The 14,994-nt window shown below is 65.0% G+C and carries 16 protein-coding genes; 9 read left to right on the forward strand and 7 right to left on the reverse strand.

The window, feature by feature from the left end; translation table 11 throughout:
- Position 1 precedes the first annotated feature (1 nt).
- Positions 2-376 carry a succinate dehydrogenase, hydrophobic membrane anchor protein gene (gene sdhD, locus XH96_RS01600; RefSeq protein ID WP_194393993.1) on the reverse strand — a complete coding sequence of 125 codons (375 nt, stop codon included), beginning with the start codon at positions 374-376 and terminating at the stop codon, positions 2-4.
- A 38-nt stretch (positions 377-414) separates the two neighbouring features.
- The gene (sdhC, locus tag XH96_RS01605) at positions 415-813 is read right to left on the reverse strand and encodes a succinate dehydrogenase, cytochrome b556 subunit (RefSeq protein WP_194390766.1); all 399 of its coding nucleotides are present in this window, start codon (positions 811-813) and stop codon (positions 415-417) included.
- 524 nt (positions 814-1,337) lie between these two features.
- On the opposite strand from sdhC, the gene XH96_RS01610 reads away from it, so the two are divergent.
- Positions 1,338-2,198, forward strand: a complete 861-nt coding sequence (locus XH96_RS01610) for a sulfite exporter TauE/SafE family protein (protein WP_194390767.1) — start codon at positions 1,338-1,340, stop codon at positions 2,196-2,198.
- Positions 2,199-2,318: 120 nt separating this feature from the next.
- On the opposite strand, the gene XH96_RS01615 is transcribed toward XH96_RS01610, so the two are convergent.
- The gene (locus XH96_RS01615) at positions 2,319-3,848 is read right to left on the reverse strand and encodes a malonyl-CoA synthase (protein ID WP_194390768.1); all 1,530 of its coding nucleotides are present in this window, start codon (positions 3,846-3,848) and stop codon (positions 2,319-2,321) included.
- 86 nt (positions 3,849-3,934) lie between these two features.
- Here XH96_RS01615 and XH96_RS01620 point away from each other — a divergent pair, with 86 nt between their 5' ends.
- The 4 genes from XH96_RS01620 to XH96_RS01635 all read left to right on the forward strand — a co-directional run bounded on the left by XH96_RS01620 (position 3,935) and on the right by XH96_RS01635 (position 7,197).
- Positions 3,935-4,696 carry an SDR family oxidoreductase gene (locus XH96_RS01620; RefSeq protein WP_194390769.1) on the forward strand — a complete coding sequence of 254 codons (762 nt, stop codon included), beginning with the start codon at positions 3,935-3,937 and terminating at the stop codon, positions 4,694-4,696.
- Positions 4,697-5,038: 342 nt separating this feature from the next.
- Positions 5,039-5,593 (forward strand): fasciclin domain-containing protein, encoded by a 555-nt coding sequence (locus XH96_RS01625; RefSeq protein ID WP_194390770.1) that lies wholly within the window; start codon positions 5,039-5,041, stop codon positions 5,591-5,593.
- A 181-nt stretch (positions 5,594-5,774) separates the two neighbouring features.
- Positions 5,775-6,404, forward strand: coding sequence for a cytochrome b/b6 domain-containing protein (locus XH96_RS01630; RefSeq protein ID WP_194390771.1), 630 nt, complete (start codon positions 5,775-5,777; stop codon positions 6,402-6,404).
- Between the two features lie 10 nt (positions 6,405-6,414).
- Positions 6,415-7,197 carry a molybdopterin-binding protein gene (locus tag XH96_RS01635; protein WP_194390772.1) on the forward strand — a complete coding sequence of 261 codons (783 nt, stop codon included), beginning with the start codon at positions 6,415-6,417 and terminating at the stop codon, positions 7,195-7,197.
- A 124-nt stretch (positions 7,198-7,321) separates the two neighbouring features.
- Here the strand turns inward: XH96_RS01635 and XH96_RS01640 are convergent, their stop codons facing one another.
- Complete coding sequence (locus XH96_RS01640; protein WP_194390773.1) at positions 7,322-8,530, reverse strand: YbfB/YjiJ family MFS transporter; 1,209 nt, start codon at positions 8,528-8,530, stop codon at positions 7,322-7,324.
- A 227-nt stretch (positions 8,531-8,757) separates the two neighbouring features.
- Here XH96_RS01640 and leuB point away from each other — a divergent pair, with 227 nt between their 5' ends.
- Positions 8,758-9,870: a 3-isopropylmalate dehydrogenase gene (gene leuB / locus XH96_RS01645; RefSeq protein ID WP_194390774.1), complete on the forward strand. Its 1,113-nt coding sequence runs from the start codon at positions 8,758-8,760 to the stop codon at positions 9,868-9,870.
- Positions 9,871-10,002: 132 nt separating this feature from the next.
- A complete protein-coding gene (locus XH96_RS01650) occupies positions 10,003-10,653 on the forward strand; it encodes a DapH/DapD/GlmU-related protein (protein WP_194390775.1) in 651 nt (216 codons plus the stop codon).
- A gap of 74 nt (positions 10,654-10,727) precedes the next feature.
- Here XH96_RS01650 and XH96_RS01655 read toward each other — a convergent pair whose 3' ends face one another.
- Positions 10,728-11,114 carry a hypothetical protein gene (locus XH96_RS01655; RefSeq protein WP_194393994.1) on the reverse strand — a complete coding sequence of 129 codons (387 nt, stop codon included), beginning with the start codon at positions 11,112-11,114 and terminating at the stop codon, positions 10,728-10,730.
- 156 nt (positions 11,115-11,270) lie between these two features.
- Positions 11,271-12,065: a hypothetical protein gene (locus XH96_RS01660; protein WP_194390776.1), complete on the reverse strand. Its 795-nt coding sequence runs from the start codon at positions 12,063-12,065 to the stop codon at positions 11,271-11,273.
- A gap of 116 nt (positions 12,066-12,181) precedes the next feature.
- Here XH96_RS01660 and XH96_RS01665 point away from each other — a divergent pair, with 116 nt between their 5' ends.
- The gene (locus XH96_RS01665) at positions 12,182-13,216 is read left to right on the forward strand and encodes an aspartate-semialdehyde dehydrogenase (protein WP_194390777.1); all 1,035 of its coding nucleotides are present in this window, start codon (positions 12,182-12,184) and stop codon (positions 13,214-13,216) included.
- Between the two features lie 147 nt (positions 13,217-13,363).
- Here the strand turns inward: XH96_RS01665 and XH96_RS01670 are convergent, their stop codons facing one another.
- On the reverse strand, positions 13,364-14,008 hold the full coding sequence (locus XH96_RS01670) for a carbonic anhydrase (RefSeq protein WP_194390778.1): 645 nt from the start codon (positions 14,006-14,008) through the stop codon (positions 13,364-13,366).
- Positions 14,009-14,111: 103 nt separating this feature from the next.
- On the opposite strand from XH96_RS01670, the gene XH96_RS01675 reads away from it, so the two are divergent.
- Positions 14,112-14,993 (forward strand): CoA ester lyase, encoded by an 882-nt coding sequence (locus tag XH96_RS01675; RefSeq protein WP_194390779.1) that lies wholly within the window; start codon positions 14,112-14,114, stop codon positions 14,991-14,993.
- Position 14,994: the final 1 nt, after the last annotated feature.

Genomic DNA, 14,994 nt, shown 5'->3' on the forward strand with positions numbered 1-14,994 from the left:
GTTACACTCCGGAAGAAAGTTTCAGGATCGCATAGGTCGAGGCGAGTGCGACGGCGATCGAGAAGAAGTTGTTGAGCATGATCGCGGTGAGCTTCAGCTTCTCGTTATGGACGTAGTCCTCGATCACCACCTGCATCCCGATCTTCATGTGCCAGGCGCTGGCGAAGATGAAGAGCAGCAGGATCACCGCGATCGGCAGTGAGCCGAGGATCTGCGCAGCGCCGGCCTGGTTGCGGCCGAGCAGCATCATCACGATGACCACGACCGGAATCATCAGTAGCGTCATGGCGACGCCGGTGATGCGCTGGCGCCAAAAGTCGGAGGTGCCGGAATGCGCCGCGCCGAGATTGCGGACGCGGCCGAGCGGGGTGCGCATGGACGGCGGCTTCGGAGCGCCGTGCGACTCGGTGTAGCTCATCGTCCGCCTCCGATTGCATAGGCGATGATCCAGATCAGCACCGTCAGCACGACGCCGCCGATCAGCGCGCCCCAGGTCAGGGCTTCGCGCTCGTTGGCCTTGAAGCCGTAGCCGAGGTCCCACACGAAATGCCGGATGCCGCTCAGCATATGGTGCATCAGCGCCCAGGTGTAGCCGAACACGATCAGGCGGCCGATGATGCTGCCGGTGAAGGCCTGGACGTGGGCGTAGGCGGTCGGGCCGGAGGCTGCCGCGATCAGCCACCAGGCCAGCAGCAGCGTTCCGACGTAAAGAGCGATGCCGGTGGCACGGTGAACGATGGACAGCGCCATCGTCAGGGTCCAGCGATAGGTTTGGATGTGCGGCGAAAGCGGTCGTTCGATCCGTGCGGTCATGGGCGGCTTTTGATGTTTGTTGCGGCCCAGCATGGGGCACGCGGGGATCGCGAAAGGTCGGCTCTATTTACGGAGTCGATTTGGCCGGCGCAATCACCAAATCGCCATAAATCGAACTTGGGTTCAGCTCTATGGTCTTGATGAACCAAGGCCAATCCGGCTCTTGGTATACCAGGCCAGCGGTCCACCGGCCAAGAAAAGAATCTAGATTCACATTTTTGGTTGGTCGGGCAAGGCGCATTGAAATCGCTATTGGAACGCCTCTAATCCACCCATTTGCCATCGGCGGTTGGTGCCCGCCAGCGCACCGGCGCCGCCTGCCGCTCATTCCCTGCGGCGGAATCCCGGGACGCAGCTCAACGGTGCAATGGCGCGCCGACCGCCGATATGCGCAGCCCGCATCCCACCCCAGCCGGGCTGTCCCGGCGTGTCGACCACATCAGGCAGATCGCCTACAGCTTTGCCCGCAGCCAGATCCGAGCCGATGATTCGGAGCAGCTGCGCCAGTCGACGGGGCAGTTCGGGTGATCGCGGGTCTCGATATCAAGGAAATCGTCGAGCTCGCGCTGCTGCTGATCGCAACGGGCGCGCTCTCGGGATTTCTGGCCGGCGTGTTCGGCATCGGCGGCGGCGCGATCCTCGTGCCGGTGTTCTATGAGTGCTTCCGCATCGCCGGCGTGCCGCTCGAGGTGCGGATGCCGCTGTGCGTCGGCACCTCGCTCGCCGTGATCATCCCGACCTCGATCCGCTCGTTCCAGGCGCATTACAAGCGCGGCGCGGTCGACATGGCGATCCTGCGCGTCTGGTGGCTGCCGATCGTGATCGGCGTCCTCGCCGGCAGCGTCATCGCGCGCTACGCGCCGGAGCGGCTGTTCAAGATCGTATTCGTGGCCGTCGCCTGGTCAGCCGCGATCCGGCTGATCTTCGCGCGCGAGACCTGGAAGCTCGGCGACGATCTGCCGAAGGGCCCATTGATGCGCGTCTACGGCTTCTGCGTCGGCATCTTGTCGACCTTGATGGGCATCGGAGGCGGCCTGTTCTCGAACCTGCTGATGACCTTCTATAGCCGTCCGATCCATCAGGCCGTCGCGACCTCGTCGGCGCTCGCGGTGCTGATCTCGATTCCCGGCGCGCTCGGCTACATCTATGCCGGCTGGCCCGCGGCGGCGAACTATCCGGCCGTCGCGGCCCTGCAGGCTCCCTTCGCGCTCGGCTACGTCTCGCTGATCGGTGCCGTGCTGGTGATGCCGATGAGTCTTGTGACGGCACCGCTCGGCGTGAGAGCCGCGCATGCGATGTCGAAGCGGACGCTGGAGGCCGCGTTCGGGTGCTATCTGTTCATCGTCGGCAGCAGGTTTGTGCTGAGTCTGGTGGGCGGGCTGTAGCCGTCACACCCTCCGTCATTGCGAGCGCAGCGAAGCAATCCAGAATCTTTCCGCGGAGGCACTCTGGATTGCTTCGTCGCAAGGGCTCCTCGCAATGACGAAAGCGAGAGCGTGCGCGTCTCACTTCTTCGCGTAAATATCCTTGTACGTATCGCGCAGCACGTTCTTCTGCACCTTGCCCATGGTGTTGCGCGGCAGCTCGTCGACGACGAAGACGCGCTTGGGCATCTTGAACTTGGCGAGCCGGCCGTCGAGCGCCTTGAGCACCGATGCTTCGCTGACATCGGCGCCCTTGTTGCAGACCAGCACCGCCGTGACGCCCTCGCCGAAATCGGCATGCGGCACCCCGATCACGGCGGACTCGACCACACCGGGCATGGCGTCGATCTCGCTCTCGATCTCCTTCGGGTACACATTGAAGCCGCCGGAGATCACGAGATCCTTGCCGCGGCCGAGGATGTGGACGTAGCCCTTGGCGTCGATCTTGCCGAGATCGCCGGTGATGAAGAAACCGTCGGGCCGGAATTCGGCCTTGGTCTTCTCCGGCATGCGCCAATAGCCCTTGAAGACGTTCGGGCCCTTCACCTCGATCATGCCGATCTCCTCGCGCGGCAATTCCCTGCCGGCCTCGGGATCGGTGACGCGCACCGAAACGCCGGGGAGGGGAAAACCGACCGCGCCGGGCACGCGCTCGCCATCGTAGGGGTTCGACGTGTTCATGTTGGTTTCGGTCATGCCGTAGCGCTCGAGCACCGCATGTCCCGTCCGCGCCGACCATTCGCGGTGGGTGTCGGCGAGCAGCGGCGCCGAGCCCGAGATGAACAGCCGCATGTGCTTTGTGGTCTCGTGCGACAGCGCGGGATTCTGCAGGAGCCGCGTGTAGAAGGTCGGCACGCCCATCAGCACCGTCGCGCGCGCCATCAGCTTGATGATCAGATCCGGGTCGAGCTTCGGCAGGAAGATCATCGACGCCCGCGCAAACAGCGTCACGTTGGTCGCCACGAACAGGCCGTGCGTATGGTAGATCGGCAGCGCGTGGATCAGCACGTCCTTGTCGGTGAAGCGCCAATAGCCGACGAGGCTCAGCGAGTTCGACGCGAGATTGTCGTGCGTGAGCATCGCGCCCTTGGAGCGGCCGGTGGTGCCGGACGTGTAGAGGATCGCGGCGAGATCGTCGTTTTCGCGCGCCACTGTCGCGAATTCGCTGCTCGCCTTGTCGGCGGCCTCCGTCAGCGAGCCCATGCCGTCGGGCCCGAGCGTCTCGACCTTGGCCTTCACCTTGGCGGCAATGGGAGCGAGGCCTTCCGCCTTTGAGGGATCGCAGACCACGAGCGACGGTTCGGCATCGCCGATGAAGTAGTCGAGCTCGTTCAGCGTATAGGCGGTGTTCAGCGGCAGATAGACCGCGCCGGCCCGCACCGTCCCGAGATACAGCACGATATTGGCGACCGATTTTTCCACCTGCACCGCGACGCGGTCGCCGGGCTTCACGCCGCGGGCGACCAGCACGTTCGCCATCTGCCCCGCGCGCGCGATCAGATCGCCATAGCTGATATGGACGCCGTCATGCGTCTCGATCGCGAGCCGCTTCGGATCGTCCAGGCCATCGAACAGGCGGGAAAACAGGTTGGCGTTGGCAGCTCGGTTCATGCAACATTCCTCGCCGGCAGAGGCCGGTCAAAACCGAGGGCTGGATTAGCAAAAACCGCCCCGCAGAAGCAACGGAGACAGTTTGCATGTCAAAAAACGGGAAACGCGTGGCCTGGGTCACGGGCGGCGGCAGCGGGATCGGGGAAGCCGGCGCCGAGGCGTTGGCTGCCGACGGCTGGACGGTGGTGGTCTCGGGCCGCCGCAAGGATGCCCTGGATGCCGTGGTGGCCAGGATCATCGGGGCAGGCGGAGCGGCCGAGGCCATTGCGCTCGACGTGTCCAATGCGGCCGAGGCCCAGAAGGCGGCCGATCAGATCGTCGCAAAGCACGGCCGCATCGATCTGCTGGTCAACAATGCCGGCATCAATCTCCCCAAGCGCAGCTGGAAGGACATGGAACTGGAAGGCTGGGACAAGCTGGTCCAGGTCAATCTCAACGGCGTGCTCTATTGCATGCGCGCCGTGCTGCCGACGATGCGAAAGCAGCAGGACGGCGCGATCATCAACGTCTCGTCCTGGGCTGGCCGCCATGTCTCGAAGATGCCGGGGCCGGCCTACACCACGACCAAGCACGCGGTGCTGGCGCTGACCCATTCCTTCAACATGGACGAATGCGTCAACGGCCTGCGCGCCTGCTGCCTGATGCCGGGTGAGGTGGCGACCCCGATCCTGAAGCTGCGCCCGGTGGTGCCGAGCGAGGAGGAGCAGGCGAAGATGCTGCAACCCGAAGACCTCGGCCGCACCATCGCGTTCATCGCGTCGATGCCGCCGCGCGTCTGCATCAACGAGCTCCTGATCAGCCCGACGCATAATCGCGGCTTCATCCAGACGCCGAACAACAGGGATTAGTGCGGGCACACCGCCTTAACGGGCACACTGCCGCAACGGGCACACTGCTGCAGGGTGGGCAAAGGCGCGAAGCGCCGTGCCTACCATCTCCCTCCGTACTTGCGTTTGGTGGGCACGCTGCGCTTTGCCTACCCTACAGCACCGCGCGCGCTCACCGCACGAACATCCCCCCGCATGGTTTCACGCATCACAAAGAATTTTTCTCCGAAACCGCATCGCGAACCCTCCCGTAGTTCGGTCCAACGACGGCACTGCTGCATCACTTCTCAACTGTCGCAGTCGCCGTTGTTGCCCAACTCGAACGCCGGCCGTGCCGGTCACCATTCAATCGGGAGACTTTCCATGTCGAAGCGCATTGCCTATCTCGCTGCAGCCGCCTTCAGCGCCCTCGCCATCACCGCGACCGTCGTCGCGCCGGCCAGCGCCGAGGAGAAGACCGTCATGGTCGGCGGCGCTGCGATGTTCCCGTCGAAGAACATCGTGCAGAACGCGGTCAACTCGAAGGACCACACCACGCTGGTGGCGGCCGTGAAGGCGGCGGGCCTGGTGCCGACGCTGGAAAGCAAGGGTCCGTTCACGGTGTTCGCGCCGACCAACGCCGCCTTCGGCAAGCTGCCGGCCGGCACCGTCGACAATCTGGTCAAGCCCGAGAACAAGGCGACGCTGACCAAGATTCTCACCTACCATGTCGTGCCCGGCAAGCTCGCGGCTGCCGACCTCACCGACGGGAAGAAGATGAAGACCGCGGAGGGCGAGGAACTGACGGTGAAGAAGATGGACGGCAAGACCTGGATCGTCGATGCCAAGGGCGGCACCTCGATGGTGACGATCTCCAACGTCAACCAGTCGAACGGCGTGATCCATGTGGTCGACACCGTGCTGATGCCGGCGACGTAACACCGGGCGATCCTGTTTCATCCTCGACAGGATGCTTTCAGATAGCGGGCCGGGGATACCCGGCTCGCTTTATTGTGACCACGATAGCCGCTCTGCATCGATTCCATGGCCGACGCGGCGTAACGAAAGCCGAAACACCGGCGTATAATCGCCGATAGACGAACTTCAGGACGGAACCAGCATGGCGAGTCTCACAGTCACCGACGAGCGGGTCGGGGCCACCCCGGCCAAAGTGATCCAGCCGGCCTGGGTGCGGATCATGCACTGGGTCAACGCGCTTGCCATGATCCTGATGATCCTGTCGGGCTGGCAGATCTACAACGCCTCGCCGCTGTTCGGCTTCAGCTTCCCGCGCGAGTATACGCTCGGCGGCTGGCTCGGCGGCGGCCTGCTCTGGCACTTTGCGGCGATGTGGCTGCTGATGATCAACGGCCTCGCTTATCTCGTCACCGGCATCGCCACTGGCCGCTTCCGCAGGAAGCTGCTGCCGATCACGGCATCCGGCGTGCTGCACGATGTCAGGGCGGCGTTGACCTTCAAGCTCGGCCATGACGATCTCACCGTCTACAATTACGTGCAGCGCCTGCTCTATGCCGGCATCATCGTGGTCGGCGTGCTGATCGTGCTCTCCGGCCTCGGCATGTGGAAGCCGGTGCAGCTCTATTATCTCGTGATGCTGTTCGGCGACTACCCGACCGCGCGCTACGTCCACTTCTTCTGCATGGCCGCGATCTGCGCGTTCCTCGTCATTCACGTTCTGCTCGCGCTGCTGGTGCCGAAGAGCCTGCGCGCCATGATCATCGGTCGCTGAGGAGGAGACTATGGCAAAGCGCTCATTCCTGATCCCCGGCGTCGACAAGCGGCTCCTGATCAAGGACTCACTCAAGACGATGCCCGATGTCACCCGCCGCCGCTTCATCGCAGGCGGTGCCAGTCTCGGGGCGCTGACGCTGCTGACCGGCTGCGACGTCGTCGACTCGTCCTCGGCCGAAACCATGCTCGCCAAGGTCTCGAAGTTCAACGACGCCGTGCAGGCCTGGATGTTCAATCCGGATGCGCTGGCGCCAACCTTCCCCGAGAGCGCAATCACGAAGCCGTTCCCGTTCAACGCCTATTACGATCTCGACGACGCGCCCGATATCGACGGCGCCGACTGGAAGCTCGAGGTGCGCGGTCTCGTCGACAACAAGAAGTCATGGACGCTGGACGAACTCTACAAGCTGCCGCAGGTCACGCAGATCACGCGTCACATCTGCGTCGAGGGCTGGAGCGCGATCGGCAGCTGGACCGGCACGCCGCTGCGCGATTTCCTCAAGCTGATCGGCGCCGACACCCGCGCCAAATATGTCTGGTTCCAGTGCGCCGACAAGGACGGTTACAACTCGCCGCTCGACATGCGCAGCGCACTGCATCCGCAGACCCAGATGACGTTCAAATACGCGAGCGAGATCCTGCCGCGCGCCTATGGCTTTCCCATGAAGATCCGCGTGCCGACGAAGCTCGGCTTCAAGAACCCGAAATACGTGGTCTCCATGGAAGTCACCAACGACTACAAGGGCGGTTATTGGGAAGACCAGGGGTACAATTCGTTCAGCGGGAGTTGAGAGGGCGAAGAGCGAATGGGGAGTAGCGGTAGGGTGGGCAAAGCGAAGCGTGCCCACCAATGCTGTTTCCGCGGTGACAATGATGATGGGCACGGCGCTTTGCGCCTTTGCCCACCCTACAGCACTATTCGCTATCTGCTATTCGCCCTTCTGGTCCCACCTTCCTTTGGCACAGCGCCGCGACCGCGCCCAGCGCCAGCAGCGCCGCCGACACGTTCAGCGCGTAGCTCAGGCTTCCCAGCGCATCCGTGATCGCGCCGACGACGATCGGCCCCAGCGTCTGGCCGACGCCGAACGAGATCGTCATTGCGGCGATCGCGGTCGGCCACACCTCGGGTGCGTAGTTGAAGCGCACGAAGGCGGTGGTCGAGCCGGCCACTGCGAAAAAGCCGACGCCGAACACGACCGCCGAGACCGCGAGCCAGGCCGGCGAATGTCCGAGCATCGGCAAGGCGGCACCCAACGCGTTGGCGCCGAGGATGATGGCGGTGGCGAGCCCGCCACGGTCCAGCGCCAGCACCCCGCGCCAGGCCCAGGGCGTGACGAAGGCGCTGAGCCCGATCAGGCTCCAGAACGCGGCCTGCGCCGCGGCCCCGCCGCCGCCGTCGCGCACATAGGCGATCATGAAGGTCATGTAGGCAATGTAGCCGGCGCCGAACAGGAAATAGCTGGCGAGGTAGATCAGCACGGGGAGGATCGCGAACGACGCGTGGCTGCCTTCCGAGAAGCGGACGCCGCTCTCGATGCGGATCAGGAACAGCGGGATCGTCATCGCGACGGACAGCAGCGTCAGCGCCCACCAGACGATCCACCACGAGCCCGGTCCGAAATATTGCAGCGTGAATGGGGCGATCAGCCCCGAGGACAGAATGCCGATGCCGGGCCCGGCATAGAACAGGCTCAGCAGGAAATTGGCCCGCGCGGGCTGCGACTGCGCGATGGTGGCGGCCAGCGCGCCGCCGGCGACGAAGCCGACTGCCGCGCCCAGGCCCAGCACCAGACGGGCCAGGCTCAGCGCAACGAAATTGCCTGATAGCGCGCAGGTGGCGAGCGCGGCGATGCAGGCCAGGGTCCCGCCGCGGATCGCTGCGGACCAGCCGATGCGCCGGATCAGCCGGGAGGCCACCAGCGCGCCCACGAGATAGCCGACGGCGTTGATCGTGTTCATGAAACCGGCGGCCGAGTAGGACCAGCCGAGGTCCTCCCGCATGTCGGGCAGCACCAGCGCGTAGGCAAACCGGCCGATGCCGAGCCCGACCGTCGCAGCCAGCGACAGGGTCAAGATCAGCCGCGCAGGATGCGGGTCGGGCGGGGGGCGGTCGGGGGCGTGCAAGGGGTACTCCGGCGGCCGCACTGTGGCAGGCCCTGCCTGTCTTGCACAGCGGCGAGGCGGCAATGGTGTCTTGCCAAGCGCGCAACGCCGCTCTAGCACTCCGGCCGAAATTCACGAGATGCCGTCATGTCCGGCCTTGTGCCGGGCATCCACGTTCTTCGCGCCGCAAGCCAGGACGTGGATGGCCGGGACAAGCCCGGCCATGACGAAACGGAGGAAGAACGACCATGGCGACCCACAAACTGCTGCTGCTCCCCGGCGACGGTATCGGCCCCGAGGTGATGGGCGAGGTGAAGCGGCTGATCGACTGGCTCAATGCGGCCGGGATCGCCAAGTTCGAGACCGACACCGGCCTCGTCGGCGGCTCCGCCTATGACGCGCACAAGGTCTCGATCTCCGAGGGCGACATGGCCAAGGCGAAGGACGCCGACGCCGTGATCTTCGGCGCGGTCGGCGGTCCGAAATGGGATGCGGTTCCGTACGAGGTGCGCCCCGAAGCCGGCCTGCTCCGCCTGCGCAAGGATCTCGCGCTGTTCGCCAACCTGCGTCCCGCAATGTGCTACCCGGCGCTGGCCGATGCCTCCAGCCTGAAGCGCGAGGCGGTCGAGGGCCTCGACATCATGATCGTGCGCGAGCTCACCGGCGGCGTCTATTTCGGCGAGCCCAAGACCATCACCGATCTCGGCAACGGCCAGAAGCGCGCCATCGATACCCAGGTCTACGACACCTATGAGATCGAGCGCATCGGCCGCGTCGCCTTCGAGCTTGCCAGGAAGCGCAAGAACAAGGTGACGTCGATGGAGAAGCGCAACGTCATGAAGTCGGGCGTGCTCTGGAACGAGGTCATGACCCAGGTCCACAAGCGCGAATACCCCGATGTCACGCTGGAGCATCAGCTCGCCGATTCCGGCGGCATGATGCTGGTGAAATGGCCGAAGCAGTTCGACGTCATCGTCACCGACAATTTGTTCGGCGACATGCTCTCCGACATCGCGGCGATGCTCACCGGTTCGCTCGGCATGCTGCCCTCGGCCTCGCTCGGCGAGGTCGACGTGAAGACCAAGAAGCGCAAGGCGCTGTACGAGCCCGTGCACGGCTCCGCGCCCGATATCGCCGGCAAGGGCCTCGCCAATCCGATCGCGATGATCTCGTCCTTCGGCATGGCGCTGCGCTATTCCTTCGACATGGGCGATCTCGCCGACAAGGTCGATGCCGCGATCGCCGCGGTGCTCGCCAGCGGCCTGCGCACCGCCGACATCAAGTCGGAAGGCACCACGGCCGCCTCGACCACGCAGATGGGCGAAGCGATCCTGAAGGAATTGCAGAAGCTGCACGCCTGACGGCAAGCACCGCAATCGCAGGGTGGGCACAGCATGGCGTGCCCACCACTTCCATAGCCATTGCCGGAAGATGGTGGGCTCGGCGCAAGCGCCTTTGCCAACCCTACGACACCTGCTCTCGGAGCCCGCCTCATGGATGCCTCGTCCCGACCTAAGATCGCGGAAACCATCGTCCATGAAACGGTGCGCCTGCGCGAGGCGCAGATCGGGCGCCGTTGCGAGGTGCTCGCGGGCACGCGCATCGAATATGCCTCGCTCGGCGACTACTCCTATCTGGGCGAGAATTGCGACGTCGCCGACGCGGTGATCGGCAAGTTCACGGCCATCGCCAACTCGGTGCGGATCGGCGCGCCCAATCATCCGATGGGCCGCCCATCCCAGCATCGCTTCACCTATTGCCCGGAATATTACGATGCGAGCGCGACGCGTGACCGCGACTTCTTCGCGGACCGCCGCGGCGACCGTGTCGTCGTCGGCAATGACGTCTGGATCGGGCACGCCGCCATCCTGCTGCCGGGCGTGAGCGTCGGCGACGGTGCGGTGATTGCCGCAGGCGCCGTCGTCAGCCGTGATGTCGAGCCCTACACCATCGTCGGCGGCGTTCCCGCGCGTGCCATCCGCAGACGCTTTGCCGAGTCCGTCGCGGCAAGCCTGCGCCGGATCGCCTGGTGGGATTGGCCGGATGCGCTCATCTTCGAGCGCCTCGGCGATTTCCGCTCCGAGGCGATCGAAGAATTCTGCGGGCGTTACGATCCGGCATTTGCTTCAGCCGCGGAATCGTAGGGCGGCATCACGAACCAAACAAAAATGGCCGGGCGTGAGCCCGGCCTTTTTGATTCGGGTCGCCTTGCGTCCGCTCAGTACAGCGGGAAGCTCTGCGGATAGCCGCCGACATCGCCGGGCGGAGAGAGCGGCTGCCGATCGATCGGGCGGTTCAGGTTCTCGCGGGCGAACGACGGATAGCCAACGGCCGGCGGAAAGGCGTAGTCGGTGAACTTGCGGTCGCCCGGATTGACCTCGGTGCCGCCGTCCAGCCAGGAACGCTTGCTCACATAGATGCGGGTGCGGCCCTGCTGATAGACCGCGTTGGGGCCGCTCGGGCCGTAGATGGGTCGACCGCGATCGTCATAGCGCTGCTTGGTCTTGGTGTCGGCCGAGGCCGGAGTCGCGAACGCGATGGCAATTGCGGCGCCCGCCGCAAGCCAGGTCGCCAATTTGTCCGCGGCAGAAAATTTCGAGCTCATCACGTCCCCTTCAGGCGGCACGCCGCCAGTCGATTTCATCGCATACTAGCCCGGCGGGGGTGACTGCAACTAGGTCAATTGGGTCACACCAGCGGGGAATAATCGTGCGCATCAGCAAAAGTTGCATGCAAACCAGCTACTTGAGCTTGATGCCGATCAAAGCGCTCCGCGCAATTGCGCGTTCGCGGCGCCCAGCAGCCAGTCCGCCGGGCCCGCGGGGTCACAGCGGCCGCGTTTCAGCTCGGCATGGGCGAACAATTCCGCCAGCCTGGGCTCGTTGCCCGAGGCCAGCAACGTCAGCCGGTTCAGCGTGCAGGCGATCGCCGCGCGCCGGATGGGCAGGCCGTCGCCCTGGCAGGTGAAGCCGGAGATCTGGAGCGCCGGCTCCTCGCTGCGCTTGAGGTAGCCGAGACAGGCCTGCGCGCCCTCCATTGTGCCGGTTGGCCGGAACAGGGCAACGGGGCCGAATTTGGTGTCGATCAGGCCGGCCTGCTCGAGCGTGGCGGCCGCGCCCAAGCCCATCCGGGCGGCGAGATCCGCGGTCGCCGGACGTGTCACGTCGAATTCGGCGCCCTGGCGGTAGATTTCGAGCTCGGCCGCGGGCCTGCCTGCGTCATCGCTCCAGCGCAGCACGTCCCTGCGGCCGCCTTCCGGGTGCCTCAGGATGGTGTAAGACGCTGTTTTGTCGGAGAAATCGCGTCGGCTGACGGCGAAGGCCGGGTGCGAACGGTCAGCCACGCTCCAGCCCGGTTTCCCGGCTGGCGCGTCGCCGCGCAGATCGGGCAGTTGGCCCAGCGCTGCGAGGGCGAGGATGGCAAACAGCGCGAGCGTCCCCACATAGGCGAACAGGCGCGCCAGCGTGCCGACGACCTCGTCGGCGAAGGCGAGCAGCGCCAGCTGGATGGCGGTCCGGGTAGGGCTAACGGCCATGCTGGCCTCAGGCGACTGCATCCACGGCCTTCAGGCATGGTCCAACGTTGTCTTGAGGCCGGTTCTCGCATAGAAGCGCTGCTCTTCCTGTTTAAGCGTCAGCTTCAGGAACGGGCTTTTTCATCGGAGAGTGAACGATGGGTTACAAAGTCGCAGTGGTCGGCGCGACCGGCAATGTCGGACGGGAAATGCTCAACATCCTGGATGAGCGCAAATTTCCCGCGGACGAGGTCGTGGCCCTGGCCTCGCGCCGCAGCGTCGGCGTCGAGGTGTCCTATGGCGACCGTACCCTGAAGGTCAAAGCGCTCGAGCATTACGATTTCTCCGACGTCGACATCTGCCTGATGTCGGCGGGCGGCGCGGTGTCGAAGGAATGGTCGCCGAAGATCGGCGCGGCCGGCACCGTGGTGATCGACAACTCCTCGGCCTGGCGCATGGATCCGGACGTGCCGCTGATCGTGCCGGAGGTGAACGCGGCCGCGACGGAAGGCTTCAAGAAGAAGAACATCATCGCCAACCCGAACTGCTCGACCGCGCAGCTCGTGGTCGCGCTCAAGCCGCTGCACGACAAGGCGACGATCAAGCGCGTCGTGGTCTCGACCTATCAATCGGTGTCGGGCGCCGGCAAGGACGCGATGGACGAGCTGTTCTCGCAGACCAAGGCCGTCTACACCAATGACGAGCTGGTCGCGAAGAAATTCCCCAAGCGCATCGCCTTCAACGTCATCCCCCACATCGACGTCTTCATGGAGGACGGCTACACCAAGGAAGAGTGGAAGATGATGGCGGAGACCAAGAAGATTCTTGATCCCAAGATCAAGCTCTCCGCGACCTGCGTGCGCGTGCCTGTGTTCGTCGGCCACTCCGAGGCCGTCAACATCGAGTTCGAGAACCCGATCAGCGCGGACGAAGCCCGCGAGATCCTGCGCAAGGCGCCGGGCTGCCTCGTCATCGACAAGCAGGAACCCGGCGGCTACGCCACGCCCTATGAAGCGGCCGGCGAGGACGCGACCTACATCAGCCGCATCCGCGAGGACGCGACGGTAGAGAACGGCCTCGTGCTCTGGTGCGTGTCCGATAACCTACGCAAGGGCGCAGCGCTCAACGCGATCCAGATCGCCGAAGTGCTGATCAACCGCAAGCTGATCAGCGCGAAGAAGAAGGCGGCGTAAATTCGAGCTGCCGCAGGGTGGGCAAAGGCGCAAAGCGCCGTGCCCACCATTCTTTCCGATTGCAACAGGTGGTGGGCACGCGGAGCCCGTCATCGGGCGCGCATTCGCGCGACCCGGTGGCTTTGCCCACCCTGCGAGAGCGGTGGCCTACGCCGCGCTGCGCGCGTTCTTGAATTCCTTCGTCGCCTTGTCCAGCACGAACAGCGAGCCCTCCGAGACGCCGAAATAGGCGCCGTGCGTCTGCATCTGGCCGCTCTCCACCGCCTTGCGCACGAATGGGAAGGTCATCAGGTTTTCCAGGCTGCGGAACACGGCGGCCTTCTCGATGCGCTCGACGAACTGCGCCATGCTCTCGTGCTCGCGCTGCTCGACCACTTCGCCCGGCTTGATGAACATCTGCATCCATTTGCCGATGAAGTCGCCGGGCGTGAGCGGCTCGATCTTGTCGACGAAGGCGCGGATGCCGCCGCATTGCGCGTGGCCGAGCACCACGATGTGTTTCACCTTCAGCACCGTCACGGCATATTCCAGCGCCGCCGAGACGCCGTGGGCGGTGCCGTCGGGCTGATACACCGGCACGAGGTTGGCGATGTTGCGGACGACGAACAATTCGCCGGGGCCGACGTCGAAGATCACCTCCGGCGAGACGCGGCTGTCGCAGCAGCCGATCACCATCACTTCCGGCGACTGCCCCTTCACCGACAGCTCGCGATAGCGGGTCTGCTCGGTTGGCAGCCGCTGGGTGGCGAAGGCCTTGTAGCCTTCCAGCAAATGCTTCGGGAATGTCATCATACCTATGCCTAATCATAGACCGCTGGGGTGAACAAGCCTTTCGAATGGGCAGGCCAAGTGCTATCGGCTGATGTCAGACGACAGACGAGGAAGGAACGCTTGCATGACCCGCCCGCGCCGCAGCCATCTGTTCATGCCCGGCTCCAACCCCCGCGCGCTGGAAAAGGCGCGCAATCTCGCCGCCGACGGCCTGATCCTCGATCTGGAAGACTCGGTCGCTCCCGAGGCCAAGGCGGCGGCGCGTGACGGGATCGCCGCCGCGATCGCGGCCAAGGGTTTTGGCAAGCGCGAGATTTTGATCCGGACCAACGGCCTCGACACGCCGTGGTGGGCCGATGACGTCGCGATGGCCGCCAAGGCATCGCCCGACGGCATCCTGGTTCCAAAAGTTTCAAGCATCGAAGATCTCGACGCCATCGCCCGCCGCCTCGCCGAGCTCGGCGCCGCGCCGAGCGTGAAGGTCTGGGCCATGATCGAGACCGCGCGCGCGGTGCTGCACGCCGAGGAACTGGCCGCCGCCGGGCGCGATCCGTCGCGGCGCCTCTCCGGCTTCGTGTTCGGCCCGAACGATATCTCGCGCGAAACCCGCATCAGGATGCTGCCGGGCCGCGCCGCGATGATCCCGATGATCACCCACTGCATCCTGGCGACGCGCGCCCATGGCCTCGAGATTCTCGACGGCCCCTACAGCGACATCGCCAATTCCGACGGTTTCGCCACCGAATGCGCGCAAGCCCGCGATCTCGGCTTCGACGGCAAGACGCTGATCCACCCCTCGCAGATCGACGCCTGCAACGCGATCTTCACGCCGCCCGAAGAGGAAGTCGCGCGTGCCCGAAAGATCATCGCCGCGTTCGAGCTGCCCGAGAACGCCTCGCGCGGCGCGATCCGGCTGGACGGCGCCATGGTGGAACGCCTGCACGCCGACATGGCTCGCCGCACGATCGAGATCGCAGACGCGATCGCGGCGATGGGGAAGGGCTGAG

It is taken from the genome of Bradyrhizobium sp. CCBAU 51765 (assembly GCF_015291725.1).
GTDB lineage: Bacteria > Pseudomonadota > Alphaproteobacteria > Rhizobiales > Xanthobacteraceae > Bradyrhizobium > Bradyrhizobium liaoningense.